This window comes from Sandaracinobacteroides sayramensis (assembly GCF_022014495.1).
GTDB classification, from domain to species: domain Bacteria; phylum Pseudomonadota; class Alphaproteobacteria; order Sphingomonadales; family Sphingomonadaceae; genus Sandaracinobacteroides; species Sandaracinobacteroides sayramense.
In genome coordinates, this window is record NZ_JAKLSQ010000004.1 from 125,340 (window position 1) to 149,457 (window position 24,118).

The following is a 24,118-nucleotide window of genomic DNA, read 5'->3' on the forward strand; positions in this document are numbered from 1 at the left end:
AAAGGCGAAAATTCAGACGAGGAAGATGGCCATCAGGATGAGGACGATCGAAATCAGGATCGTGGCCCATTTCGCGAGCCCCAGAAATCCCGAATAGACCCGCTCATTCTCGCGCGGGGCTTCCTCCCAACTTCCATGTTCCGTCTCGGCCATGTCTTTCCCTCTTTCAGACAGTGGTTGCGGCGTTTAGCCGCCTATGTCACGAAATGGCAATCCCGTATAGCGTTTAATTTTGCACTCCAGGTCAATTATCGCCTTGCGGGTGCAGAATCGCTTCGCGCCCTTGAAGCCCTGCCTGCGAAAGCGCCTCCGTCTGCCGCGCGGCGACCGCTTCCACCTCGAAGTCGGCCATCAGTTCGTGAAACAGGCGATGCCAGTTCAGCTCCGCCCCCAACTGGATGAAAACCCCGCCCAATCCGATCGCCGCCCGGTCCATGAAGACGAATTCGGCGGGAATCGTCACGCTGCCCAGCTTCTTCAGTTCCTGGTGCACGCGCCGCGCCGTCTCGCGGCCATATTCGCCCGGCCGGCCGTCGAGGTCGATGGGGCGAACCCGGTCGTCGAGCAGCGGGCCGTAAAGGAATCTGGCCCACAGCAGCAGCACATCGCGAATCTCCCGTGTGAGGCCCTTGAAGCCCCACAGCTCGAAGGCGTGGGCGGCGCGCGCCTCATCGTCGCTCTCGATGGCGCGGTAGAGCTGGTTCACCCCCTCGATGAAGCGCGGCGGGAAGATGCGGACGCAGCCGAAGTCCATGAGGTTGACGACCGCCCCCGCGGCGCTGGCCTCGGCGACGCTGTAATTGCCCAGATGCGGGTCGCCATGGATCACCCCCACCCGGTAGAAAGGGCGATACCAGGCCAGGAAAAGCGCCTCGGCGATACGGTTGCGGACTTCGGCCGGGCTGTCCTTCCAGTCGAGGAGGCGCGTTCCGTCCAGCCATTCCATCGTCAGCAGGCGCGGAGTCGAAAGCTCGGGCGAAGGCTTCGGCACGCGGACATAGGGCTCGCCCGCCAGCATCTGCCGGTAGAGCAGCAGATGCTTCAGCTCCCGGTCGTAATCCAGCTCCTCGCGCAGGCGCGCCGCCAGTTCCGCGCGAATCTCGGCGGTGTCGATGGCGCCGTCCACCCGGCGGAACAGCGACAGCATCAGATCGAGCTGCCCGAGGTCGGCTTCGACCGCCGAGGCCATGTCGGGGTATTGCAGCTTCACCGCCAGTGTTTCGCCGGAAGCCAGCGTCGCCTTGTGCACCTGCCCCAGCGAGGCGGCGGAAACCGCATCCGGGGTGAAATCGACGAAGCGCTGGCGCCAGTCCGGCCCCAGTTCGCCGGCCATGCGGCGGCGCACGAAGCCCTGCCCCATCGGCGGCGCGTTCGCCTGCAATTCGGAAAGCTGCTTCGCGAACTCCGGCGGCACCGCGTCCGGCAGATTGCCCAGCATCTGGGCCAGCTTCATCAGCGGCCCCTTCAATTCCCCCAGCACCCGTTTCAGCTCGGCGGCGTTCTTCGGATCGTCGAGCGCCCGCCCGCCGGCGCGCGCGACGGCGGCGCTGGCGGCGAAGCCGCCCAGATTTGCGCCGACCTTCGCGAAACGGGCGAGGCGGCCGGATAGCGTCGATTGCTCTGCCATCCGCCGCATCTAGGGAAGCCGGCGGGCCGGCGCCAGCCCGCCGGTCAAGGGATCAGCGCTCAGCCGTCATAATCGAAGCCGACCACGACATTGTCGCGGGTCTGGCAGCCGAACTTTTTCTTCTGCGTCTTCACCTTGCCCTTGGAATCGGTGGTGACCAGATTCACCGAGGCGCGCATCGTCGCGTAACCGCCGCTCTTCAGGTCGGTGTCCTCCACCTTGCGCAAGGTCAGGTCGGTGGCGCCGAGCTTCTCCGCCCGCGCCTTGGCTTCCGCCATGCAGATCTGGGTGACGGCGGCGCGGCGATCCTCCGGGATCGGGGCGGGGGCCGGCGCAACGGCCGGCGCCGGGGTCGCCGGTGGCGGAACCGAATCGGCGGCGGTCTGGGCGAAGGCCGGGGCGGAGGTCAGAAAAGCCAGTGCGATCAATGTGCGTTGCATGCCGATGCTCCCTGTTGAAGGCCCCCGATCCCAATGGCGAAACGGGGCGGCGGTCAAGCGGCAATAGCCCATTTTGGGGCAAGCCTCCTCGTCCGCAGCGGCGGACAAAAGAAAAGGGCGGGGTTTCCCCCGCCCTTCCGTCATCTCCTGGACCGCGCCTCAGTGGGCGACGCCGGCCCAGACCTTGCGATAGGTGAGCCACGCTAGAACCGTCAGGATGCCGAGGAAGATCAGCGTGGCGACGCCGATCTGCCGGCGGCGCTCCAGCTCGGGCTCGGAAGCCCAGTGCAGGAAGGCCGTCACATCCATCGACATCTGGTCGACCGTCGCCTTGGTGCCGTCGGCATAGGTCACCTGCTCGTCGTTCAGCGGCCTCGCCATGGCGATGGCGACGGAGTGGAAATAGGGGTTGAAGTGCAGCCCCTCGGTGATTTCGAAGCCCTGCGGCACCGGCTTGTCATAGCCGGTCAGCAGCGAGTGGACGTAACGCTTGCCGTCCGGACGCGCCTTGATGATGAGGCTGAGATCCGGCGGAAGCGCGTTGTTGTTCGCGGCGCGCGCGGCGACTTCGTTCGGATAGGGGCTCGGCCAATGGTCGGAGGGAAGCGCCGGCCGGGTGGAGGGTTCGCCCGTCTGCGGGTCGAGCGAGGGGACTTCCCTCGCCTTCGCCAGCGCCTTCACCTCCGCTTCGGAAAAGCCGAGCGCGCCGAGGTTGCGGAAGGCGATCCGCTCCAGCCCGTGGCAGGCCGAGCAGACTTCCTTGTAGACTTGGAAGCCGCGCTGCAGCTGCGCCCGGTCGTAGGTGCCGAACACGCCCATGCCGAGCGGGCCATCCTGCTGCCAGCGGGCCGCTTCCGGATAGAGGTGGATCTTCTTGATGGGATCTTCGACCGCCGCCTCGCGCGGCATCAGCGCGCCCACCAGGAGCGCGATGACGAAGATGAGTCCGGCACCGAAGCCGAGGAAACGAACCATGTGACGGACCCCTTATTCAGCAGGCGCCGCGGCGGCGCCGGCATGGCCGGCCCCGGCAGCGGGTGCAGTCGAATCATCCCTGTGCCCGGATTTCGCCAGCACGCTTTCGGCGATGCTGTTGGGCAGCGGCAGCGGCTTCTCGAACCAGGAGAGCAGCGGCAGGACGATCAGGAAGTGGGCGAAATAATAGGCGGAGGCGATCTGGCTGATCCGCACATAGGGCTCTTCCGCCGGCGCGCCGCCCATCCAGGCGAGGATCAGCACGTCGACCACCAGCACCCAGAACCAGATGCGGTACATCGGGCGATAGCTGGTGGACTTCACCCGGCTGCTGTCGAGCCAGGGCAGGAAGAACAGCAGGATGATCGCCGCGAACATCGCGATCACGCCCCAGAGCTTCGCCGGGATCCACAGGAAGTTGACGGTGAAGGCGCGCAGGATGGCGTAGAAGGGCCAGAAATACCATTCGGGCACGATATGCGCCGGAGTCGAAAGCGGGTTCGCCGGAATATAATTGTCCGGGTGGCCGAGCGAGTTCGGCATGAAGAAGACGAAGGCCGCGAAGATCATCAGATAGACGCAGATGCCGACGAAATCCTTGGCGGTGAAATAGGGGTGGAAGGGCAGCGTGTCCTGCGGCCCCTTCACGTCGACGCCGGTGGGGTTGGTGGAGCCGGGGATGTGCAGCGCCCAGATCTTCAGGATCACCACGCCCAGGATCACGAAGGGCAGCAGATAGTGGAGCGAGAAGAAGCGCGTGAGCGTGGCGTTGTCGGGCGCAAAGCCGCCCACCAGCCAGGTGCGGACCGCTTCGCCCACCAGCGGGATCGCCGAAAAGAGCGAGGTGATCACCTGCGCGCCCCAGAAGCTCATCTGCCCCCAGGGAAGCACATAGCCCATGAAGGCGGTGGCCATCATCAGCAGGAAGATGACGACGCCCAGCATCCAGACCACTTCGCGCGGCGCCTTGTAGCTTCCGTAGTAGAGGCCGCGGAAGATGTGCACATAGACGACGATGAAGAAGAAGCTGGCGCCGTTGGCGTGCATGTAGCGGATGAGCCAGCCCGAATTCACGTTGCGCATGATATGCTCGACCGAATCGAAGGCGGTCGTCACATGCGCGGAATAGTGCATGGCCAGCACCACCCCGGTCAGGATCTGGATCATCAGCGCAACGCCGGCGAGCACGCCGAAATTGTACCAGTAGTTGATGTTGCGCGGCACGGGATAGCCGGCGCCCACGGCGTTGTAGACGAGGCGCGGCAGCGGCAGGCGCTGGTCGACCCATTGCATGAGGGGATGCTTGGGTTCGTAGTGATTGGCCCAGGGGAAACTCATGGGATCATCCAATCTCGACGAGAGTGGGGGACTTGAACATATAGTTCGGCACGACGAGGTTGGTGGGCGCCGGGCCTTTGCGGATTCGCGCGGCCGTGTCGTAGTGCGAACCATGGCAGGGGCAGAAATAGCCGCCATAGTCGCCCTTGTTCTCGCCCTCGGCGGCGCCGAGCGGGATGCAGCCCAGATGGGTGCAGACGCCCAGCGTGATCAGCCAGTTGCGATGCCCTTCCAGCGTGCGGTCGGCCAGCGACTCGGGGTCGCGCAGTTCCGACAAAGGCACCGCGTCCGCTTCCTGCTGCTCCTTCGCCGTCAGGTTGCGGACGAACACCGGCTTCGACTGCCAGATCGTCTTGATCGACTGGCCGGGCTGGATCGCGGACACGTCCACTTCCACCGAGGCCAGCGCGAGAACGTCGGCCGAAGGGTTCATCTGGTTGATGAATGGCCAGGCGACCGCGGCCGCGCCGACGCCGGCGAAGGCGCCTGTCGCCACATAGATGAAGTCGCGCCGGCGAACGCCGTCAACTTCATGCCCCGCCTCCGCGGCCCCCATCCTTCCGGCCCCAATCGCTCCGGGATGGGCTTCTGTCGTGGATACCATGAGCTGTCCCTGAATTTGATTTTCCGGGCCTTTAGCCCCCGGCGGCGCAAATCCGCAATGGGCAATGTTGGCGCACCCCGGTTGCGTGTAGGCAGCGCCCATGCCCGGCCACCCCCTCGATTCGCCTTCCCCTCCCCTTTCCGACAGGCCGATTCGCCATGTTCTCCTCTTCTGCGGTTCCCGCACGGAGCGCGATCCGCGCCATGCGGCGCTGGCCGCCGGAATCGGCAGGCTGCTGGCGCAAAGGGGCGTGGCGCTCGTCTATGGCGGCGGCGCGCGCGGACTGATGGGAGAGGCGGGGCGCGCGGCGATCGCCGCCGGCGGCGAGGTGGAGGGAATCATCCCGCGCTTCCTGAAGGACTGGGAAGTGGCCGAGCCTCTGTGCGAACAGATGATCGTCACCGACAGCCTGCACGCCCGCAAGGCGCTGATGTTCGAGCATGCCGACGCGGTTCTGGCATTGCCCGGCGGCCTCGGCACCCTGGACGAGCTGATCGAGGTGCTGAGCTGGCGCAGCCTGCGCCTGCACGCCAAGCCAGTTTGGCTGATGGGCGACGGCGATTTCTGGGCGCCGTTCCTGCACCTGCTGCGCCACGCGGTGGCGGAAGGTTTCGCCGGCCCCGACATCCTGACCTTCGTCGAATGCGTGAATGGCACCGATGCGCTTGCCGCGCTCCTTCCGCACCCCTAAGGACATGCCGCATCGGACAACAGCAGATTTTCGAGGTGGCATGAGCAAGATCAAGGTGAAGGGCCCGGTCGTCGAGCTTGACGGCGACGAAATGACCCGAATCATCTGGCAGTGGATCCGCGAGAAGCTGATCCTGCCCTATCTCGACGTGGACCTGCGCTATTACGACCTCGGAATCGAGGAGCGCGACCGCACCGACGACAGGATCACGGTCGACGCCGCGAACGCCATCAAGGAACATGGCGTGGGCGTGAAATGCGCCACCATCACCCCCGACGAGGCGCGGGTGGAGGAATTCGGCCTGAAGAAGATGTGGAAGAGCCCGAACGGCACCATCCGCAACATCCTGGGCGGAGTCGTCTTCCGCGAACCGATCGTGATTTCCAACGTGCCCAGGCTGATCCCCGGCTGGACCGACCCGATCGTCGTCGGCCGCCACGCCTTCGGCGACCAGTATCGCGCCACCGACTTCCTGGTGCCGGGCGCCGGCAAGCTGACGATGAAGTGGGTGAGCGAGGACGGCAAGCAGGAGCTGGAGCATGAAGTGTTCCAGTTCCCGTCCTCCGGCGTCGCCATGGGGATGTACAATCTCGACGATTCGATCCGCGACTTCGCCCGCGCCTGCCTGAACTATGGCATCTCGCGCGAGTGGCCGGTCTATCTCTCCACCAAGAACACCATCCTGAAGGCCTATGACGGCCGCTTCAAGGACCTGTTCCAGGAGATTTACGACAAGGAGTTCAAGGCCCAGTATCAGAAGCTGGGAATCGTCTACGAGCACCGCCTGATCGACGACCTCGTCGCCTCGGCGCTGAAGTGGAGCGGCAAGTTCATCTGGGCCTGCAAGAATTACGACGGCGACGTGCAGTCCGACATGGTGGCGCAGGGCTTCGGCTCGCTTGGCCTCATGACCTCGGTGCTGATGACTCCGGACGGCAAGACGGTGGAAGCGGAAGCGGCGCACGGCACCGTCACCCGCCACTACCGCCAGCACCAGCAGGGCAAGCAGACCAGCACCAATCCGATCGCCAGCATCTTCGCCTGGACGGGCGGCCTGAAGCACCGCGGCAAGCTGGACGGAACGCCGGAAGTCACCAAGTTCGCCGAGACGCTGGAGCGCGTCTGCATCGAGACCGTGGAAGAAGGCAAGATGACGAAGGATCTCGCCCTTCTGATCGGCCCGGAGCAGGCGTGGATGACCACCGAGATGTTCTTCCAGGCCATCGTCGACAATCTCGATAAGGCGATGGGCGCCAGCGGCAACTGACGCGCGAAGGGTTCCGCCCCTTCGCCTGTTTTCGCGATTGCGCGAACCCCTCCCCTTGCCCGGGGGAGGGGTTTTTCATTGGCGATCATGCAGTTTACAAACCGACAGCGATTGTGCGGTCGCCGACCTGACACCGGACATCCCCAACACCCGTCACCCCTCCAACCCTGTCACCCCGGGCTTGACCCGGGGTCCAGCTTTCTTCCTCACCCGCGGCGCCAGCCGAAAAGCTGGACCCCGGGTCAAGCCCGGGGTGACGAGGGAGTTACATAGCCGCCGCTTCCCACCGGAACCGCCGTTCGCCGCGTGGGTCCGCAAACCGCAAAATTACCTTTCATTTGTTCATTTGCATGAGCAGCCAGGATGCGGCTAAAGTGGCTTCACCGCATGGAAATAATGGTTTCCGCCCTCGTCGAGGTGACAGCCCGAGAGGTGCAGGCCGGACGCCTCCAGCCATTGCGCATAGACCGGCCGGCCCGGCGAGCGCGACAGCCGGCCGGTCAGGCTGTCCCGCCATTCGCAGGGTTGGGCCGGGGAACTGAACAGGAACCGCCCTCCCGGTTCCAGGGCATCCGCCACCCTGCCCAGGATTGCCCGCTGCCGCTCCTCGGGCAGCAGGAACAGCAGGCCGATCGAAACGGCCCCGGCGAAGCTGCGGTGGAAGAAAGGGCTGTCCTCAGCCGGTTCGCAGGCGGCTTCGAGATGGGGAAAGCGGCGGCGGAAGGCCGCGATCAGCAGCGGCGAAGCGTCGATTCCGAAGACGGCGAATCCGTCCTCGGCCAGCACCTGCGCGATCGGCATCCCCGAACCGCAGCCGACATCGACGATAGCGCTCGAGGGCGGCAGATTGGCCCGCGCCCAGTCGCGCACCAGCGTTGCGCCGGTGCCAGTGCGGACGGCCATGAACTGCTCGGCGACGCCGTCCCAGCCTTCCGAACGGTCTTCACCCATGCGGCGGAACCTCCGATCCGGCGAGGTCAATCGCCCGCGTCGCCTTCCCGCCGCCGGACATAGGGCAGGCCGAACAGCAGGCCGACGACGAAGCCGCCGATGTGGCTCCAGATGGCGATTCCGCCGGTGCCGGGCAGGTTGAAGGCCACCGCCGTCAGCAGTTGCAGGCCGATCCAGAGCGCGGCGTAGCGCAGCGCGCGGATGGTCTCGCCGGAAAGCCGGATGCCCAGGAACCGCCCCGGCCGCTCGCCGGACTGGGCGAAGAGCAGCGCATAGGTCGCAAACACGGCGGAGATCGCGCCCGACGCCCCCACCACCGGCACCACCGAGGCCGGGGTCATCGCCACCTGCGTCAGCCCGCCGGCCACCCCGCCCAGCAGGAACAGCAGCAGCAGGCGCACCGGCCCGATCAGCCACTCCACCTGCCGGCCGACCCAGGCCAGGAACACCATGTTCATCGCCAGATGCACCAGACCGCCGTGCAGGAAGATATGGGTGAAAAGCGTCAGCGGCGCCGGAAGCGCGCCTTCGAGGCCGATCACTTCCCCGGTGAGGCGCGCCGGCACCAGCCCGGCGGTCAGCAGCAGCTTATGGTCGAAGGCGCTGCCCATCAGCAGCGCCAGCAGCTGCAGGCCGACGCAGACGATCAGGATCGCCCGCGTGGCGTGCGCGGTGGGGGGGCGGAACGGCTTCACCGCTCCCTCCGGCCCCACCTAGCGGAATTCGACCAGGTCGATGAGGTAGCTGCGGTCGCCCGACGGCGTCACCACTTCCACTTCCTCTCCCTTCAGCCGGCCGATCAGCGCCCGGCCGACCGGGGAATTGTGGCTGATGCGGCCGCGCTTGGCGTCGGCCTCCAGCTCGCCGACGATCTGGTAGGTGATGGGCTTGTCGTCCTCGTCCAGCAGGCGGACGGTGGCGCCGAACACCACCTTGTCGCCCGAAAGCGTGGTGGGGTCGATCACCACGGCACGGGCGAGCTTGTCCTCGAACTCGGCGATCTGCGCCTCGATATGGCCCTGCCGCTCCTTGGCGGCGTGATATTCGGCGTTTTCGGAAAGATCGCCGTGCGCGCGCGCTTCCTCGATCGCCTCGACATTCTCGGGGCGCTCCACCTCTTTCAGATGCTTGAGCTGCCGCTGGAGCATCTCATGGCCCTCGGCCAGCATCGGAACCTTATCCATCGTTGCCATGGCTCGTTCTGAACCTTTCACGGTCGTCATTTGCCCGAAAAATCTCTACCCCGGCGGTCATTCCGCCGTCGTTCATGGGTCGAAACCAGTCGGGAGGGGGGTGGATCGGACAGCGATTGTAAATGTCGGCCTACATTTTCGCAAGTGCGAGAAATCAACCCACCCCGCCTCAGGCGGCGTGATGTGCCTGAAGCGGGGTCACCTCCATCGGCCGGGCCTTCAGCGCCGCGATCGCCTTCACCGAGGCGACGGAGGCCGCCGCGGTGGTGAAGATCGGCACCTTGCGGTTCCAGGCGGCCATGCGGATCGATTCCGAATCCTTCAGGCTCTGCACGCCTTCGGTGGTGTTGAAGATCATGGCGATGCCGCCATCGGTGATCGCATCCACGATGTGCGGCTGGCCTTCCAGCACCTTGTTGATGACGGAGACGCAGACGCCATGCTCCCCCAGCCATTGCGCGGTGCCGCGCGTGGCGACCAGATCGAATCCCATGCCGTGCAGGTCGCGCGCGGCTTCCAGGATATAGGGCTTGTCGCTGTCCTTCACCGAAATGAACACCCGGCCTTCCATCGGCAGCACGGTGCCGGCGGCCAGCTGGGCCTTGGCGAAGGCCATGGCGAAGTCGCTGTCGATCCCCATCACTTCGCCGGTGGATTTCATTTCCGGGCTCAGCACCGGGTCGGTGCCCGGGAAGCGGGCGAAGGGGAAGACGGCTTCCTTCACGGCGATATGCCCGGTCGACTTCGGTTCCAGCTCGAAGCCGGTGAGCGCCTCGCCCGCCATCACCCGCGCGGCGATCTTCGCATAGGGGCGGCCTTGCGCCTTGGCGACAAAGGGCACGGTGCGGCTGGCGCGCGGGTTCACCTCGATCAGGTAAACCTCACCATCCTTTACCGCGAACTGCACGTTCATCAGCCCGCGCACACCAAGCGCCGTCGCCAGCACCCCGGCCTGCCGCTTGATTTCGGCGATGATGTCAGCGGAGAGGCTGTAAGGCGGCAAAGAACAGGCGGAATCGCCTGAGTGCACACCGGCTTCCTCGATATGCTGCATCACGCCCGCCACATGCACGATGGCGCCATCGGCCAGCGCGTCCACATCCACTTCGATGGCGTCGCGCAGATAGCGGTCGATCAGCACCGGGCTGTCGCCCGACACCTTCACCGCCGTCTCGATATAGGTCTCCAGGCTGGCGGTGGTCTCGACGATCTCCATCGCCCGCCCGCCCAGCACATAGGAAGGCCGCATCAGCACCGGGTAGCCGATGCGCTCGGCCACGGCGACCGCTTCTTCCCCGCTGCGGGCGATGCCGCCGGCCGGCTGCTTCAGCCCCAGTTCCTCGACCAGCGCCGCGAACCGCTCGCGGTCTTCGGCGAGGTCGATGGCGTCCGGCGAGGTGCCGAGGATCGGGATTCCAGCCGCTTCCAGCGCCCGCGCCAGCTTCAGCGGCGTCTGCCCGCCGAACTGCACGATCACGCCCTTCAAGGTGCCCGCCTGCTGCTCGACATGCAGCAGTTCCAGCACATCCTCGGCGGTCAGCGGCTCGAAGTAGAGCCGGTCCGAGGTGTCATAGTCGGTGGAGACGGTTTCCGGGTTGCAATTGACCATGATGGTCTCGAACCCAACCTCTTCCAGAGCGAAAGCGGCGTGACAACAGCAATAGTCGAATTCGATCCCCTGACCGATCCGGTTAGGCCCTCCGCCCAGGATGACGATCTTCTCGCGCGTGGAAGGCTCGGCCTCGCACTCGGTGCCGCCATAGGTGGAATACATATAGGGCGTCAGCGATTCGAACTCGGCGCCGCAGGTGTCGATGCGCTTCATCACCGGGCGCACGCCCAGCTTCAGCCGCAGCGCCCGCACTTCGGCTTCCTTGCCGCCCGACAGCTTCGCCAGCCGCGCGTCCGAAAAGCCCATCGCCTTCAGCGCCTTCAGGCCGGCCGCGTCGGTCGGCAGCCCCTTTTCCCGCACCTCGGCCTCGGCGGCGACCAGTTCCGCCAGCCGCGCCACGAACCAGGGGTCGTAATGGGAAACGCGCGAGACTTCGCCCGGCACGATTCCCGCCCGCAGCGCCTGGGCGGCGATCAGCAGCCGGCCCGGCACCCGCCGGGCGAGCGCCGCCAGTATCTCGCCCTTGGAGGCGTTCGCCAGTTCCTCGGGCTCATCCAGCCCGTCGAGGCCGGTTTCCAGCCCGCGCAGCGCCTTCTGCAGCGATTCGTGGAAGGAACGGCCGATCGCCATCACCTCGCCGACCGACTTCATGCTGGTGCCGAGCGTCGAGTCCGAGCCCTTGAACTTCTCGAAGGCGAAACGCGGGATCTTCGTCACCACATAGTCGATGGTCGGCTCGAAGCTGGCCGGCGTCGTCTTGGTGATGTCGTTCGGAAGCTCGTCCAGCGTGTAGCCGACCGCCAGCAGCGCCGCGACCTTGGCGATCGGGAAGCCCGTCGCCTTCGAGGCCAGCGCGGAAGAGCGCGACACGCGCGGGTTCATCTCGATGACGACCAGCCGCCCGTCCGCCGGATTCACCGCGAACTGCACGTTGGAGCCGCCGGTTTCCACCCCGATCTCGCGCAGCACCGCGATCGAGGCGTTGCGCATGATCTGATATTCCTTGTCGGTCAGCGTCAGGGCCGGCGCGACGGTGATCGAATCCCCGGTGTGGGTGCCCATCGGGTCGATATTCTCGATGGAGCAGATGATGATGGCATTGTCCGCCCGGTCGCGGACCACTTCCATCTCATACTCCTTCCAGCCCAGCACCGATTCCTCGATCAGCACCTCGGTGGTGGGGGAGGCTTCGAGCCCGCCCAGCGCGATCTTCACGAACTCGTCGCGGTTGTAGGCGATGCCGCCGCCGGTGCCGCCCAGCGTGAAGGACGGGCGGATGATCGCCGGCAGGCCCACATGCTCCAGCGCCTTCAGCGCGTCTTCCAGGCTGTGGGCGATGGCCGAGCGCGGGGATTCGAGGCCGATCGCGTCCATGGCGTCGCGGAACTTCAGCCGGTCCTCGGCCTTTTCGATCGCATGCGCGTCGGCGCCGATCAGCTTCACCCCCAGCCGGTCGAGCGTGCCGTCCTTCGCCAGCGCCAGCGCGGTGTTGAGCGCGGTCTGCCCGCCCATGGTCGGCAGCACCGCGTCCGGGCGCTCCTTCTCCAGGATGCGCGCCACGACTTCCGGGGTGATCGGCTCCACATAGGTGGCGTCGGCCAGTTCCGGGTCGGTCATAATGGTGGCTGGGTTGGAATTGACGAGGATGACCCGATAGCCCTCCCCCTTCAGCGCCTTCACCGCCTGCGTGCCGGAATAATCGAACTCGCAGGCCTGGCCGATGATGATCGGGCCGGCTCCGATGACGAGGATGGACTGGATGTCGGTGCGTTTGGGCATCAGTTGGCGTTTCCGGTTTGTGCTTCGCAGCCCCAGCCGTCGAACTCGACGCCGTGGGTGATTTCGATTTGCAGCGCGCGTTCCACCAGCGCCGCCATGGCGGCCGGCTCGGCCGTGCCCTCCACGATGAAGTCGGCGGCGATGTCGCCATCTTCATATTCGCCGAATTCGAGGAATTCGAAGCCCAGTTCCTCCGAATCCTCGACCAGCGCCTCGATGGCCTCCTGCGAGCCCTTGAAGTGCAGGTCGATGGGGCGGACGACGGAGGCGATATCGCCATTTTCCGCCAGCGCCTTCAGCACTTCGGCATCGGCTTCGACTTCAGCCGCGAGCTTTGCGGGATCGACGGTGGGCACGGTCATACGAACACTTTCTCTCCCTCCCCCCGCCGGGGGGAGGGAGAGGTGAATTTGCTACTCATTGGTAAGCCTCATTGCCAAGGAAGCCTATTTTCACAGGAAAACTCAAATCTTTAATGTGTTTGAGAGTGCACTGCACTCGATCAAAGGCCACGTCCTTCATTTCCTGCCCACCAAGCGTCAACTCGTCTCCAGTCAGTCGGAGGATCGATCTTGGCACCTTGCAGTGCTTGGCGATCTTATCCAATTCCGATTGACGTTGAGCCTCATTCGTTAGAGGCGCCGCAGATGAGCAGCCAGTAGCTACGATTGAAAACAGGAAGATAGAATGAATGGCTTTCACGCCCGCAGCCCCTCCACGAACCGCCGGAACAGATAGTAACTATCCTGCGGCCCCGGCGAGGCTTCCGGGTGGTGCTGAACCGAAAAGGCCGGCTGATCCACCAGTTCCAGCCCGCACAAAGTCTGGTCGAACAGGCTGATGTGCGTAGCCCGCGCGTTCGCCGGCAGCGTCTCCGCGTCCACGGCGAAGCCATGGTTCATCGAGGTGATCTCCACCTTCCCGTCCGACAATTGCTTCACTGGATGGTTGGCGCCGCGATGGCCCTGGTGCATCTTCACCGTTTTCGCGCCGATGGCGATCCCCAGCAGTTGGTGGCCAAGGCAGATGCCGAACAGCGGCTTCTTCGTTTCCAGCCACCGCTGGATCACCGGCACCGCATAAACCCCGGTCGCCGCCGGGTCGCCGGGGCCGTTCGACAGGAACAGCCCGTCCGGATTCAGCGCCAGTATCTCCTCGAAGCTGGCCGTCGCGGGAACCACCGTCACCCGCGCGCCGGCGTCCACCAGTTGCCGCAGGATCGCGCGCTTGATCCCATAGTCGATGGCGACGACATGCGGCGCGTCCGCCAGCAGATTGCCGGGCAGATAGCCTTCGCCCAGCTTCCAGGGGCCTTCGTCCCAGGTCCATGTCTGGGTGGAGGAAACCTCCTTCGCCAGGTCCAGCCCTTCCAGCCCGCTCCAGGCTTTCGCCTTGGCGACCAGCGCCTCCACATCGAACTTTCCGTCCTTGCGGTGGGCGATGACGGCGTTGGGCGCGCCGGACTTGCGGATCCGCCGGGTGATGGCGCGGGTGTCGACACCCGCCAGCCCGATCCGCCCCCAGTCGGCCAGCCACTCATCGAACGCCTTGCCCGAGCGGAAGTTGGACGGCGCGGTGATCGGCTCGGCCATCACGCAGCCCAGCGCATGCGGGTTGATCGCCTCCACATCCTCGGCGTTCGCGCCGACATTGCCGATGTGCGGGAAGGTGAAATTGATGATCTGCCCGGCGTAGCTCGGGTCGGTCATCACTTCCTGATAGCCGGTCATCGCCGTGTTGAAGCAGAGTTCCCCCACGGCCTCGCCTTCGGCGCCGCAGCCCTGCCCCCAAAACAAAGTTCCATCGGCCAGCACAACGACTCCGGTCGCGCCGGAATGTTGGCGCGCAGAGAGGTCGTCGGCCATCGGCAGATCCTTAAATCACAGGTTTCGGGCTAAGGCGCCGCGATAGGGCCGCGCGGGCGGTTGGTCAATGCCGCGCGGGCGCTTATGTGGGGAGCAAGGAGACAAGAAGACATGATCCGCGACGATATCAAGACCGCCCTCATAACCTCGATGAAGGCGAAGGAGACGGGCCGCGTGTCGGCCATCCGGCTGATTCAGGCCGCCATCAAGAACCGCGACATCGAGGCCCGCACCGGCGGCGCCCCGGCCGACGACGATGTGCTGGTGATGGAAGTGCTGGGCAAGATGGCGAAGCAGCGCCGCGAATCGATCGAGATGTTCGAGTCGGGCGGGCGCGAGGAGCTGGCGGCGGCGGAAAGGGCCGAGCTGGAGGTGATCGAAAGCTTCCTGCCGAAGCAGATGTCCGACGAGGAGGCGAAGGCCGCCATCGCCGAGCTGGTGAAGGAAGCCGGCGCCACCTCGGTGAAGGACATGGGCGCGGTGATGGCGCTGGTGAAGGCGCGGCTGCAGGGCCGGATGGACATGGGCAAGGCCAGCGGCTTCGTGAAGGCGGCGATTTCGTAGCTACCTTTTATCCAGCACAACTGAGTGGTAGGCTGCCAAGCCGGCTGAGGCGGCGCTGATTCGCACCTTTTGTGATGACCGTCATCAGTCGAAGATGATGACGGGAGTTTTATTGTAAGGTGAGCCTCGCCCCGGCCTTTTTGGACGATGTCAGGTCAAGAACAGGTCTTGCATCTATCATTGGACGCAAGGTTAAGCTGACGCGCGCTGGTCGTGAATGGAAGGGATGCTGTCCTTTTCACGATGAGAAAACACCAAGCTTTTACGTCAACGAGGAAAAAGGCTTTTATCACTGCTTCGGTTGCGGCGCGCATGGCGATGCGATCAGTTTTCTAATGGAGCAAGAAGGCCTGCCATTCATAGACGCGGTCAAAGCTCTTGCGGCTGAGGTAGGCTTGGAACTGCCCCCCCTGGAGCATTCTAGTCCCCAGGCTGATAGGCGGGCGGGACTGTATGAATTAATCTCCGAAGCGGGCGCTTGGTATAATGCGCAATTGCAATCTTCCGCAGGCGCGTCCGCTCGCGATTATCTTTCGAAGAGAGCTGTCTCCCCGGCGCTGACAATCCAGTTTGGCTTAGGATTTGCCCCCGATTCTCGGGATGCGCTTTCTAAGGCACTGAAAGCGAAGTTCGATAAGGTTGAACCGAATCAACTGCTGGAAGCAGGACTCGTTGGCGAAACAGAAGGCCGTCGATACGATCGTTTTCGCGGGCGCTTGATGTTCCCCATTCACGACCCGCGAGGAAGACCTGTCGGATTCGGCGGACGCATCCTCGGGAATGGTGAGCCGAAATATCTCAACTCTCCTGAAGGGCCCGTTTTTCACAAGGGACGCTTACTCTACAACTACCATCGAGCAGCGCCTGCTGCACGAAAGTCTGGCACCCTGTTCATTGTTGAAGGCTATATGGATGTGGTGGCGCTTGTAGGCGCCGGCATTCCCGAAGCCGTAGCACCGCTTGGCACTGCTCTTACGGAAGAGCAGATTCAGCTATGCTGGAAGTCTACCGATTCCCCCATTCTGAGCTTTGATGGAGATGGCGCCGGTCAACGTGCTGCAATGAGGTCCGCACTCAGGATATTGCCGATTCTTGTTCCCGGAAAATCAGCGCGTATTCTGACGCTTCCTAAAGGCCTCGACCCAGACGACTTTACGAAGGCGAATGGTCGTAGCGCTTTCTTGGAGCTCGCGAGAGAATCAAAAATTCTCAGCGATTATGTATATGAGCAAATAGAAGCAACTTCGGACGTCGGATCGCCAGAGGGAAGAGTTAATTTCATAAAAACACTCAAGGAAATAAGCTCAACTATTCAGAATTATGAACTCCAGAGAGAATTTTTTATATACTGGAGAAAGCGAGCAATTTCCACATTCACCGAAAATCGCTTCGGATCAAACAGGAGAGAAAATTCCTTAGACAATAATGATCTGAAAATCATCAGATCAGAGATATCTTCTTTAAAAGCGCCGAATAGAATTGTCGAAGCAATGGTATTATCGTCCTTCGCGCGCCGAAAAGATGCAAATGATATTGAACATTTCTCCGAAGAATTAGTAATGCTAGATTTATATTATCCTTCATTATCTGGGGCACGAGTAGAATTATTGGAAAACCATGACGTAAGCCCTAATCGTTTAAGGGGCGTTTACGAGCTTTTACCACGAGAAATTTCATCTGAAAATTTCAGGACTCTGATGAAGGAGGTTCTGGGTAGCCTGATCGAAATTTCTGAACTTCGCGTAATGTGGATGAATTTGAAGGAGACTTATTCTTCAGATTACGAAGCAGCGCATAGTAAGCAACGGATTATTGGCGCCGCTGCCATGAAAAACAGGGAGCGCCTGATGCAGCTCGTTTCCGATATTGCCGACGCAAGGGCGGCTGCAAAAATAGCTGCATAATGGCCTGATGACGCAACAACCCTTGCGTCTTGCCTCGCGACGCACCACATAGCCTCGTTGGAACGGCAGGCAATCGACCCGGGGGAAGTCCAATCGCTGGAGGAAGCTTTTGAGCGGAATCGCGCGGCGGCATTGGAAATGATGGACCGTCTGGGGCTGACGCCTGCCATTCAAGGAGACAACCGACAGGCGTGAGCGGCCGAAAGCCGTTCGCGCCCTTTTGGACTTGGGGACTCAATGGCGAAGCCCGCGTTCACTGACAGCGAAGTGCCGGAAAAGGCGGAAGGCGATGGCGCGCCCGTCATCGATCTCAACGAGGCCAGCCTGAAGCGGCTGATCGCCAAGGCGAAGAAGCGCGGCTGGATCACCTACGACGAGCTGAACTCGGCCCTGCCGCAGGACCAGATGTCGTCCGAGCAGATCGAGGATGTGATGTCGGCGCTCTCCGACATGGGAATCAACATCGTCGAGAATGAGGACGCCGCCGAGGAAGCCGAGGCCGAGGAGGAGGATGGAGTCGAGGAAGTGGAGGTCGACCCGATCGGCCCCGCGCCCGTCGCCGCCGCGCCCAAGGAGAAGCTCGACCGCACCGACGACCCCGTGCGCATGTATCTGCGCGAGATGGGCGCCGTCGAGCTGCTCTCGCGCGAGGGCGAGATCGCCATCGCCAAGCGGATCGAGGCCGGGCGGGACACGATGATCGCCGGGCTTTGCGAAAGCCCGATGACCTTCGCCGCCATCATCGAATGGTCCACCGCCCTGAACGAGGGGCGGATGCAGCTGCGCGAGATCCTCGACCTCGAAGCCATGCTGGCCAAGCCCACCACCGAGGAGGGCGAGGAAGAGGGCGAGGGCGACATGCCCGTGCAGTTCAAGGAGGAGTCGGAGGACGAGGAGGAAGCCCCCGCCCAGCCCGACGACGAGGACGCGCTGACCGAGCGCCGCGCCCCGCGCCCCGCCGAGGAGGAGGAGGACGAGGGCGGCATGAGCCTTGCCGCCATGGAAGAGACGCTGAAGCCGCAGGCGCTGGAAACCTTCGCCGCGATCGAGGCGAGCTACGACAAGTTCCACAAGCTGCAGCAGACCCGCATGCAGTCGATCGGCCTCGGCGTCGAATTCCCCAAGGCCGAAGAGAAGAAATATCAGAAGCTGCGGCTCGACCTGACGCAGCAGATCGCCGCCGTGCAGTTCACCAACGCCAAGATCGAGTTTCTGGTCGAGCATCTCTACAGCTTCAACCGCCGGCTGATGAAGCTGGGGTCCGACATGCTGCGGCTGGCCGACCGGCACAAGATCAACCGCCGCGACTTCCTCGACAGCTATGTCGGCCGCGAGCTGGACGACGGCTGGCTGGCCGCCAACGCCGGCCGCGACAAGAAATGGACGGCCTTCGCCGCCGCCGAGGTGGGCGATGTCGACCGCATCCGCCGCGAACTGGGCGAGATCGCCCGCGAAACCGGGGTCGACCTTTCCGAATACCGCCGAATCGTCAACATGGTGCAGAAGGGCGAGCGCGAGGCGCGGATCGCCAAGAAGGAAATGGTGGAGGCGAACCTGCGCCTCGTGATTTCCATCGCCAAGAAATACACCAACCGCGGCCTGCAGTTCCTGGACCTGATCCAGGAGGGCAACATCGGCCTGATGAAGGCGGTGGACAAGTTCGAGTATCGGCGCGGCTACAAGTTCAGCACCTACGCCACCTGGTGGATCCGGCAGGCAATCACCCGGAGCATCGCCGACCAGGCCCGCACCATCCGCATCCCGGTGCATATGATCGAGACGATCAACAAGCTGGTGCGCGCCAGCCGCCAGTATCTGCACGAGACCGGCCGCGAGGCGACGCCCGAGGAGCTGGCCGAGCGGCTTTCGATGCCGCTCGACAAGGTGCGCAAGGTGCTGAAGATCGCCAAGGAGCCGATCAGCCTCGAAACGCCGATCGGCGACGAGGAGGACAGCCATCTGGGCGACTTCATCGAGGACAAGAACGCCGTCATCCCGGTGGACGCGGCGATCCACGCCAACCTCAAGGAGACCGTCACCCGCGTGCTCGCCAGCCTGACCCCGCGCGAGGAGCGGGTGCTGCGCATGCGCTTCGGGATCGGCATGAACACCGACCACACGCTGGAGGAAGTGGGCCAGCAATTCTCGGTGACGCGCGAGCGCATCCGGCAGATCGAGGCGAAGGCGCTTCGCAAGCTGAAGCACCCGTCGCGCAGCCGCAAGATGCGGAGCTTCCTCGACAGCTAGGTTGGGAACCATAGAAGCCATTGCGGTATTTCCCGTCACCCCGGGTCAAGCCCGGGGTGACGAAGGAAAGGGGCAGATGAGTTCCCAATCCGGGCGTTCAGCCGCAAGACAGTATCGGGCGGCAAGGTTCCGGCGCGAAACCCTGCCTGAAAAGGAACAACATGGCCTTCTGCAAGCCTGCCGCCCTTTCCATCCTGCTGCTGGTGTCGGCGGCGGCTGAAGCCGATGCCGTCATCGACCGCATCGTCGCCGAATCGGCGAAGTCGGCCCCTGTGGCTTTCGAACGGATAACCCGGGCCGAGGTGCGCGCCGACCCGCAGAAGGAACCGGCGCTGGTGGTGGACCGCTACCAGCCGAAAGCGGGAACGGCGGGCAACTGGACGGTGGTCAGCGTGGACGGCCGCAAGCCCACCCCCAAGGATCTGGAAACACACGCGAAGAACAACAGTTCGCCCGCGCCCGGCTTTCACAATCTGCACAGGATGATGGCCTCGCCGCCTGCCCGTGTCACCGAGAAGGATGGCAAGACGATCTATCTCTGGACGAGCCTTCCAAAGGGCACGGTAATCACCCCGGGTGGCGACATTTCCTCCCACCTGTCGCTGGAGACGACCGTGGAAGAAGTGGGCGGCAAGCCGCTGACGAGCGAAGTGCGCATCTTCGCCGCCAAGCCCTTCCGGGTGAAGGTGGTGGCGAGCATCAACCGCTTCAACGTGGTGAGCCACTACAAGCCCGGCGCCAACGGCACGCCCTTCCTGGTGTCGCAAACGGCCGAGACCGACGTTTCCGCGCCGATGGGTCTCGGCGGAAAGCGCAAGTCCATCGCCACCTTCAAGCCGCTCGGCGACTGAGGCTTCAGCGCGCCGCCGGGCGCCAGCTCAGCCCGATCCAGAGCGTGCGCGGCTGGCCGCGCTCCAGCTGGCTGCCGGAAAATCCGGTCGCGACATTCGCATCGGTCAGGTTTTCCGCCGCCAGCTCCACCCGCCACATATGGCCGAGCGGGATGGCCGCCTCCAGGTCGAGCGTGGTCGCCGCCGGCAGCCGGCGGTTGTTCTGGTCGTCCTCGAAACGGGCGCCGAAATGCCGCAGCATCGCCGAGGCGGACCAGCCGCCCCGCTGCCAGCCAAGGGCGAGGCTGCCGGAGAATTCCGGTGCCTGCGCCGGGCGATAGCCGTCGAGCCCACCGCCCTTCACTTCCGCATCGACCCAGGCGCCGCTCGCCGTCAGCGCGAACGGCCCCAGCGGCAGGCGCGCATCCGCCTCCACGCCATGCGCCTCGATCGCCTCCAGATTCTGCCGCTGCCGGTAGCGCCCGCCGGCGGCGACGAAGCCCACTCCGGGGAAATTGCCCGGGCCGGCCCCCAGCGTCACATTGGTGATCGGATCGCTCAGCCGGTTCCAGAAGAAGGTGGCGGAAAGATCGACCGCCGCCAGCGGCTGCCAGCCAAGGCTCGCCTCCGCGCCCCACAGATGCTCCGGGTTCAGCGTGGCGTTGGCGGCGGTCGCGTCCTGCCCGGCGCGGAACGGCCGGTAAAGCTCGTTCAGCGTCGGCAGGCGCCAGCCGCGATACCCGGCGGCGCGCAGGCGGACGGCCGGCACCGGCCGCCACACCGCCCCCAGCCGGCCGCTCAATTCCGTGCCGCTGCGGGCGTCGGACGGCTCCTCCAGCGTCGGCGCGCCATTCGCCAGATCGAATTCGCTCAGCTCGCCCGCGCCCAGCCGCCAGCGGTCCACCCGGCCGGCGGCCGTCAGCAGCAGTTGCGGCGTCGCCCGGTGCGAGCCGTTCAGGAACAGGCTCGCCACCTGCTGCGAGCCGCCCGCCACCCGTCCGCGAGTCGGCTCGCCCAGTTGAAAGCGGAAGCGCTCGATCGTCCGCCCCTCGGCCGAGCGATAGCCGGCGCCCAGTTGCAGCGCGCTGTCCTCGCCCAGCGGCGGCTCCGCCCGCAATTCCACCCCCCAGCCGGAAGCCGGGGTCTTCACCTGGTCCAGCGCCGTGGTGGCGACGGTGCGGGTGGAATCCAGTGTCCGCGTCACCGTCGAGAAATCGCGCAGCTTGGCGTGGGCCGTAAGCCCCAGCCGCCACGCGCCTTCCAGCGTCGCGCCGAGGCTGGCGTCGCCGCCGCGCGATTCGATGTCGGCGCCTTCCACGCCGCGCAGCCGCTGGTCGGCGAAGCCCGACAGGCGCGCCACCAGCGCCAGCGCCCCCACCTGCGTTCGCGCCGTTCCGGCCAGCGACCATTGCCGGTAGCGCGTTGCCACGTCGCCCGGCCCCGGCTCCTCGACCAGCTTGTAGCCGTCGCCGCGGGAGAAGCCGCCGGAAATCCCCAGCGCGCCGCCGGCAGCCTGTGTCGCGATTCCGCCCTGCCCTTCCAGCGAATCACGGCTTCCACCCCGCAGCATGGCGGCGTTCGCCGGCATGGCCGAAGTCAGCTCCAGCGTGCCGGCCAGCGCCCCCGGCCCGCCCAGCCCGCCGCCGCGCACCAGTTGCGCGCCGGCCAGCGGCTGGCCGACGAGGGCGCCCCAACTGACGAAGCCGAAGAAGGGATCGGACAGCGGCACCCCGTCCAGCGTCACCTCGATCCGGCTGGCGGCGTTGCCGGAAAGCGCCCGCGCCGTCAGCCCTTCGGATGTGGGATTGGCCGTGCGCGTGCTCGACGTGCGGAACAATTGCAGCCCGCCCAGCGCCCGCAGCGCCTCCTCCACCCGGCCCGAGGCCGGATTCAGCGCTTCGGCCGGGATGTTCAGGGCGCCGAATGCCTCGGCGCCGGCGGCGGGCGTGATCGCGCGGCCCGAAACGAGAATGGTTTCCGCGGGCGGCTGGGGGGGAAGTGCATCTGACATGGCTGCCATGCGCCTAGCCCAGCGAAAGCGGCTGTGCCAAGGACGGAAGCATGGACCCTGTCGACTTCAACGATCGTTCCACCCCGCTTTCGCTTCTGCTGAGCCGGCGTTCCGGGAAAGCGCGCGACCTCATCGCCCCCGGCCCGGACCCGGCGCAACTGCAGCAGATCCTGTCGGCCGCCTCGCGCGTGCCCGATCATGGCAAGCTCGCGCCGTGGCGGTTCGTGGTGATCGAGGATCGGGACGCCTTTTCCGCGCTTCTCGCCAGGCTCTACAAGGCCGGCAGGCCCGAGGCCGGGCGGCTGGAACTGGAAGCGATGGACGGCTTCGCCCGGCAATCGCCGACGCTGGTGGCGCTCATCTCGACGCTTCAGGACAGCCATATCCCGGCCTGGGAGCAGGAATTGTCCGCCGGCGCCGCCGCGCAGAATCTGCTGCTCGCCGCCCATGCGATGGGCTATGTCGGCAACTGGCTGACCGGAGCCCCCGCCTTCCTTCCCGGCCTCGCCGGGGAACTGGGGGCGCCCGGCGGCCGGATCGCCGGCTTCTTCTTCATCGGCACGCCGACCAAGGCGCTGGAAGAGCGGCCGCGCCCGGCCCTCGCCGACATCGTCTCACGCTGGCCGGGCTGATATCCGTCAGCGCACGCGCACGACCTGCACCGATCGATTGCCCCCCTCCACGAACAGCCGGTAGCTGCCCATGGCGCCGCGCCGGACCGATACCGGGCTGGAAGCGCGGATGGTCGGCAGGTTGATCGCCTCGGCCTGCCGCCAGATCTGGCCATTCTCCAGAACGAAGACCGGCTTGCCCCGGCCGTCGCTCAAGATTTCCCGCACGACGCTGTCGATCCGCTCGATCCGGGCCGGATCGGCCTTGGCCGCCCTGGTCGTTTCCCGCCCGAATCCGTCCGCCTTCTGCGCGGCGCCGGCGGTGGCCGCAGCCGCCGCCAGCTTCGCCGCCTGCGCCTCGCGCCGTTCCGAAACGGCGCGCGCCTCCGTCGAAAAAGCCTTCACCGCCGCATCGTAGCAGGCCAGCCGCTCCCCGTCCGACAGGATCGCCGTGCAGTCGAGCAAGGCCCGCTGCGCCTGGGCGCCTGCCGCAGACGAAATCCCCACCCAGGCAAGCGCCAATATCCGCAGTCGAACCATCTGCCTCTGTCCTTGTCTTCCCACTCGACGCATAAGACCGTCAGCGACAAACTCAAGCACCGGAAAGCCAGGGCCACAAGACATGACGCCCCCTCTCGCCCAGACCCTAGCGCATGCGGAACTCCTCGAGCGGCTGACCCCCGCCATGCACGCCGCCGGCGACCTCATCGAACGCCACCGCGCGGACGGCATCGCCGCGCGCGACAAGGCCGGCGCCAACGGCGCCCCCTCCTCGCCCGTCACCGACGCCGACGAAGCCGCCGAAGCGCTGCTCGCCGCCGCCATCCGCGCCATCGACCCGCAAGCCGTCATCGTCGGCGAGGAAGCGGCCGCCGAGGACGACCGTCCGGAAGCCGGCGGCCGCTTCTGGCTGATCGACCCGCTGGACGGCACCCGCGACTATGTGGACGGCGGCACCGACTACAGCGTCAACATCGGCCTCGTCGAAGACGGCGTGCCGACGCTGGGCCTCGTCCTCCACCCCCCCTCCGGGACGCTCTGGACCGGCGCCACCGGCCTCGGCGCCTGGAAGGAAGCCCCCGCCACCCCGCGCCACCCCATCCGCAGCCGGCCACTCGCCAGCCCGCCCCTGGTGGTCACCAGCCGCTCCCACCTCGACCCCCGCACCAAAGCCTGGGTCGAAGCCCTCGGCCCCAACGAATGCCGGCCCTCAGGCTCCAGCCTCAAATTCTGCCTGCTCGCCGAAGGCAGCGCCGACATCTACCCCCGCTACGGCCAGACCAGCGAATGGGACACCGCCGCCGCCGACGCCATCCTGCGCGCCGCCGGCGGCCTCACGCTGGCCCCCGGCCAAACCCCCCTCGCCTACGGCAAGCCCGACCACCTCAACACCCCCTTCCTCGCCCTCGCCGACCCCACCGCCACCGAGCGCCTGCCGCCGTTTGCCGAGTAGGGAAGAAGGCAGGGGCTCTGCCCCTGCACCCCGCAAGGGGACCGTGTCCCCTTGACCCCCTTTAAGTTTGCAGAAGAGCCCCCCGAGAACCGACAGCTGTGCACGCACGTCGGCTTTCGGGGGGCTCTTCTGCAAACTTATGGAGGTGCAGGAGGG

General features: G+C 65.2%; 24 protein-coding genes. 9 read left to right on the plus strand and 15 right to left on the minus strand.

Annotated elements, in window-relative coordinates; all coding sequences use genetic code 11:
• Positions 1-12: 12 nt before the first annotated feature.
• The 6 genes from L6Q21_RS04800 to petA all read right to left on the minus strand — a co-directional run bounded on the left by L6Q21_RS04800 (position 13) and on the right by petA (position 4,936).
• Positions 13-153, minus strand: a complete 141-nt coding sequence (locus tag L6Q21_RS04800) for an aa3-type cytochrome c oxidase subunit IV (RefSeq protein WP_237829488.1) — start codon at positions 151-153, stop codon at positions 13-15.
• A gap of 91 nt (positions 154-244) precedes the next feature.
• Positions 245-1,627: an ABC1 kinase family protein gene (locus L6Q21_RS04805; RefSeq protein WP_237829491.1), complete on the minus strand. Its 1,383-nt coding sequence runs from the start codon at positions 1,625-1,627 to the stop codon at positions 245-247.
• A gap of 59 nt (positions 1,628-1,686) precedes the next feature.
• On the minus strand, positions 1,687-2,067 hold the full coding sequence (locus L6Q21_RS04810) for a hypothetical protein (protein WP_237829492.1): 381 nt from the start codon (positions 2,065-2,067) through the stop codon (positions 1,687-1,689).
• Positions 2,068-2,226: 159 nt separating this feature from the next.
• Complete coding sequence (locus L6Q21_RS04815; RefSeq protein ID WP_237829493.1) at positions 2,227-3,042, minus strand: cytochrome c1; 816 nt, start codon at positions 3,040-3,042, stop codon at positions 2,227-2,229.
• A gap of 12 nt (positions 3,043-3,054) precedes the next feature.
• Entirely contained in the window at positions 3,055-4,380 is a 1,326-nt protein-coding gene (locus tag L6Q21_RS04820) for a cytochrome b (RefSeq protein ID WP_237829494.1), read from the minus strand.
• A 4-nt stretch (positions 4,381-4,384) separates the two neighbouring features.
• On the minus strand, positions 4,385-4,936 hold the full coding sequence (gene petA, locus L6Q21_RS04825) for a ubiquinol-cytochrome c reductase iron-sulfur subunit (RefSeq protein ID WP_237829496.1): 552 nt from the start codon (positions 4,934-4,936) through the stop codon (positions 4,385-4,387).
• Positions 4,937-5,084: 148 nt separating this feature from the next.
• Here petA and L6Q21_RS04830 point away from each other — a divergent pair, with 148 nt between their 5' ends.
• Entirely contained in the window at positions 5,085-5,675 is a 591-nt protein-coding gene (locus L6Q21_RS04830) for an LOG family protein (RefSeq protein WP_237829497.1), read from the plus strand.
• Positions 5,676-5,715: 40 nt separating this feature from the next.
• Positions 5,716-6,942: an NADP-dependent isocitrate dehydrogenase gene (locus L6Q21_RS04835; RefSeq protein ID WP_237829499.1), complete on the plus strand. Its 1,227-nt coding sequence runs from the start codon at positions 5,716-5,718 to the stop codon at positions 6,940-6,942.
• A gap of 369 nt (positions 6,943-7,311) precedes the next feature.
• Here the strand turns inward: L6Q21_RS04835 and L6Q21_RS04840 are convergent, their stop codons facing one another.
• From L6Q21_RS04840 to carA, 7 genes are all read right to left on the minus strand, one after another.
• On the minus strand, positions 7,312-7,893 hold the full coding sequence (locus tag L6Q21_RS04840) for a class I SAM-dependent methyltransferase (RefSeq protein ID WP_237829500.1): 582 nt from the start codon (positions 7,891-7,893) through the stop codon (positions 7,312-7,314).
• Positions 7,894-7,919: 26 nt separating this feature from the next.
• On the minus strand, positions 7,920-8,588 hold the full coding sequence (locus L6Q21_RS04845) for a rhomboid family intramembrane serine protease (RefSeq protein ID WP_237829501.1): 669 nt from the start codon (positions 8,586-8,588) through the stop codon (positions 7,920-7,922).
• An 18-nt stretch (positions 8,589-8,606) separates the two neighbouring features.
• Positions 8,607-9,086, minus strand: a complete 480-nt coding sequence (greA, locus tag L6Q21_RS04850) for a transcription elongation factor GreA (protein ID WP_237829502.1) — start codon at positions 9,084-9,086, stop codon at positions 8,607-8,609.
• 169 nt (positions 9,087-9,255) lie between these two features.
• Positions 9,256-12,477, minus strand: coding sequence for a carbamoyl-phosphate synthase large subunit (gene carB, locus L6Q21_RS04855; protein ID WP_237829504.1), 3,222 nt, complete (start codon positions 12,475-12,477; stop codon positions 9,256-9,258).
• Positions 12,477-12,839 (minus strand): ribonuclease E inhibitor RraB, encoded by a 363-nt coding sequence (locus tag L6Q21_RS04860; RefSeq protein ID WP_237829505.1) that lies wholly within the window; start codon positions 12,837-12,839, stop codon positions 12,477-12,479. The genes carB and L6Q21_RS04860 overlap by 1 nt, the downstream gene beginning before the upstream one ends.
• Positions 12,840-12,894: 55 nt before the next feature.
• Positions 12,895-13,179, minus strand: a complete 285-nt coding sequence (locus L6Q21_RS04865; protein WP_237829506.1) for a hypothetical protein — start codon at positions 13,177-13,179, stop codon at positions 12,895-12,897.
• Positions 13,176-14,342 carry a glutamine-hydrolyzing carbamoyl-phosphate synthase small subunit gene (gene carA / locus L6Q21_RS04870; RefSeq protein WP_237829507.1) on the minus strand — a complete coding sequence of 389 codons (1,167 nt, stop codon included), beginning with the start codon at positions 14,340-14,342 and terminating at the stop codon, positions 13,176-13,178. Before carA ends, L6Q21_RS04865 begins: the two co-directional genes overlap by 4 nt.
• 111 nt (positions 14,343-14,453) lie before the next feature.
• Here carA and L6Q21_RS04875 point away from each other — a divergent pair, with 111 nt between their 5' ends.
• The 5 genes from L6Q21_RS04875 (at position 14,454) to L6Q21_RS04895 (ending at position 19,908) form a co-directional block, all read left to right on the plus strand.
• The gene (locus L6Q21_RS04875; RefSeq protein WP_237829508.1) at positions 14,454-14,906 is read left to right on the plus strand and encodes a GatB/YqeY domain-containing protein; all 453 of its coding nucleotides are present in this window, start codon (positions 14,454-14,456) and stop codon (positions 14,904-14,906) included.
• Positions 14,907-15,025: 119 nt separating this feature from the next.
• Positions 15,026-16,810: a DNA primase gene (dnaG, locus tag L6Q21_RS04880; RefSeq protein ID WP_237829509.1), complete on the plus strand. Its 1,785-nt coding sequence runs from the start codon at positions 15,026-15,028 to the stop codon at positions 16,808-16,810.
• 57 nt (positions 16,811-16,867) lie between these two features.
• Positions 16,868-17,005, plus strand: a complete 138-nt coding sequence (locus L6Q21_RS04885; protein ID WP_237829510.1) for a hypothetical protein — start codon at positions 16,868-16,870, stop codon at positions 17,003-17,005.
• Positions 17,006-17,047: 42 nt separating this feature from the next.
• Positions 17,048-19,057: an RNA polymerase sigma factor RpoD gene (gene rpoD, locus L6Q21_RS04890; RefSeq protein ID WP_237829511.1), complete on the plus strand. Its 2,010-nt coding sequence runs from the start codon at positions 17,048-17,050 to the stop codon at positions 19,055-19,057.
• Positions 19,058-19,218: 161 nt separating this feature from the next.
• Positions 19,219-19,908 carry a hypothetical protein gene (locus tag L6Q21_RS04895; protein WP_237829512.1) on the plus strand — a complete coding sequence of 230 codons (690 nt, stop codon included), beginning with the start codon at positions 19,219-19,221 and terminating at the stop codon, positions 19,906-19,908.
• Positions 19,909-19,912: 4 nt separating this feature from the next.
• Here L6Q21_RS04895 and L6Q21_RS04900 read toward each other — a convergent pair whose 3' ends face one another.
• Positions 19,913-21,907, minus strand: a complete 1,995-nt coding sequence (locus L6Q21_RS04900; RefSeq protein ID WP_237829513.1) for a TonB-dependent receptor — start codon at positions 21,905-21,907, stop codon at positions 19,913-19,915.
• A 41-nt stretch (positions 21,908-21,948) separates the two neighbouring features.
• On the opposite strand from L6Q21_RS04900, the gene L6Q21_RS04905 reads away from it, so the two are divergent.
• A complete protein-coding gene (locus L6Q21_RS04905; protein WP_237829514.1) occupies positions 21,949-22,530 on the plus strand; it encodes a nitroreductase family protein in 582 nt (193 codons plus the stop codon).
• A 6-nt stretch (positions 22,531-22,536) separates the two neighbouring features.
• Here L6Q21_RS04905 and L6Q21_RS04910 read toward each other — a convergent pair whose 3' ends face one another.
• Positions 22,537-23,049 (minus strand): hypothetical protein, encoded by a 513-nt coding sequence (locus L6Q21_RS04910; protein WP_237829515.1) that lies wholly within the window; start codon positions 23,047-23,049, stop codon positions 22,537-22,539.
• Positions 23,050-23,131: 82 nt separating this feature from the next.
• Here L6Q21_RS04910 and L6Q21_RS04915 point away from each other — a divergent pair, with 82 nt between their 5' ends.
• Positions 23,132-23,962, plus strand: a complete 831-nt coding sequence (locus tag L6Q21_RS04915) for a 3'(2'),5'-bisphosphate nucleotidase CysQ family protein (RefSeq protein WP_237829516.1) — start codon at positions 23,132-23,134, stop codon at positions 23,960-23,962.
• The last annotated feature ends 156 nt before the right edge of the window (positions 23,963-24,118 follow it).

Coding starts and splice junctions, on each gene's coding strand:
- L6Q21_RS04800 (WP_237829488.1), bottom strand. CDS start 153: ATGGCCGAGACGGAACATGGAAGTTGGGAGGAAGCCCCGCGCGAGAAT.
- L6Q21_RS04805 (WP_237829491.1), bottom strand. CDS start 1,627: ATGGCAGAGCAATCGACGCTATCCGGCCGCCTCGCCCGTTTCGCGAAG.
- L6Q21_RS04810 (WP_237829492.1), bottom strand. CDS start 2,067: ATGCAACGCACATTGATCGCACTGGCTTTTCTGACCTCCGCCCCGGCC.
- L6Q21_RS04815 (WP_237829493.1), bottom strand. CDS start 3,042: ATGGTTCGTTTCCTCGGCTTCGGTGCCGGACTCATCTTCGTCATCGCG.
- L6Q21_RS04820 (WP_237829494.1), bottom strand. CDS start 4,380: ATGAGTTTCCCCTGGGCCAATCACTACGAACCCAAGCATCCCCTCATG.
- petA (WP_237829496.1), bottom strand. CDS start 4,936: ATGGGGGCCGCGGAGGCGGGGCATGAAGTTGACGGCGTTCGCCGGCGC.
- L6Q21_RS04830 (WP_237829497.1), top strand. CDS start 5,085: ATGCCCGGCCACCCCCTCGATTCGCCTTCCCCTCCCCTTTCCGACAGG.
- L6Q21_RS04835 (WP_237829499.1), top strand. CDS start 5,716: ATGAGCAAGATCAAGGTGAAGGGCCCGGTCGTCGAGCTTGACGGCGAC.
- L6Q21_RS04840 (WP_237829500.1), bottom strand. CDS start 7,893: ATGGGTGAAGACCGTTCGGAAGGCTGGGACGGCGTCGCCGAGCAGTTC.
- greA (WP_237829502.1), bottom strand. CDS start 9,086: ATGGCAACGATGGATAAGGTTCCGATGCTGGCCGAGGGCCATGAGATG.
- carB (WP_237829504.1), bottom strand. CDS start 12,477: ATGCCCAAACGCACCGACATCCAGTCCATCCTCGTCATCGGAGCCGGC.
- L6Q21_RS04860 (WP_237829505.1), bottom strand. CDS start 12,839: ATGACCGTGCCCACCGTCGATCCCGCAAAGCTCGCGGCTGAAGTCGAA.
- carA (WP_237829507.1), bottom strand. CDS start 14,342: ATGGCCGACGACCTCTCTGCGCGCCAACATTCCGGCGCGACCGGAGTC.
- L6Q21_RS04875 (WP_237829508.1), top strand. CDS start 14,454: ATGATCCGCGACGATATCAAGACCGCCCTCATAACCTCGATGAAGGCG.
- rpoD (WP_237829511.1), top strand. CDS start 17,048: ATGGCGAAGCCCGCGTTCACTGACAGCGAAGTGCCGGAAAAGGCGGAA.
- L6Q21_RS04895 (WP_237829512.1), top strand. CDS start 19,219: ATGGCCTTCTGCAAGCCTGCCGCCCTTTCCATCCTGCTGCTGGTGTCG.
- L6Q21_RS04900 (WP_237829513.1), bottom strand. CDS start 21,907: ATGGCAGCCATGTCAGATGCACTTCCCCCCCAGCCGCCCGCGGAAACC.
- L6Q21_RS04905 (WP_237829514.1), top strand. CDS start 21,949: ATGGACCCTGTCGACTTCAACGATCGTTCCACCCCGCTTTCGCTTCTG.
- L6Q21_RS04910 (WP_237829515.1), bottom strand. CDS start 23,049: ATGGTTCGACTGCGGATATTGGCGCTTGCCTGGGTGGGGATTTCGTCT.
- L6Q21_RS04915 (WP_237829516.1), top strand. CDS start 23,132: ATGACGCCCCCTCTCGCCCAGACCCTAGCGCATGCGGAACTCCTCGAG.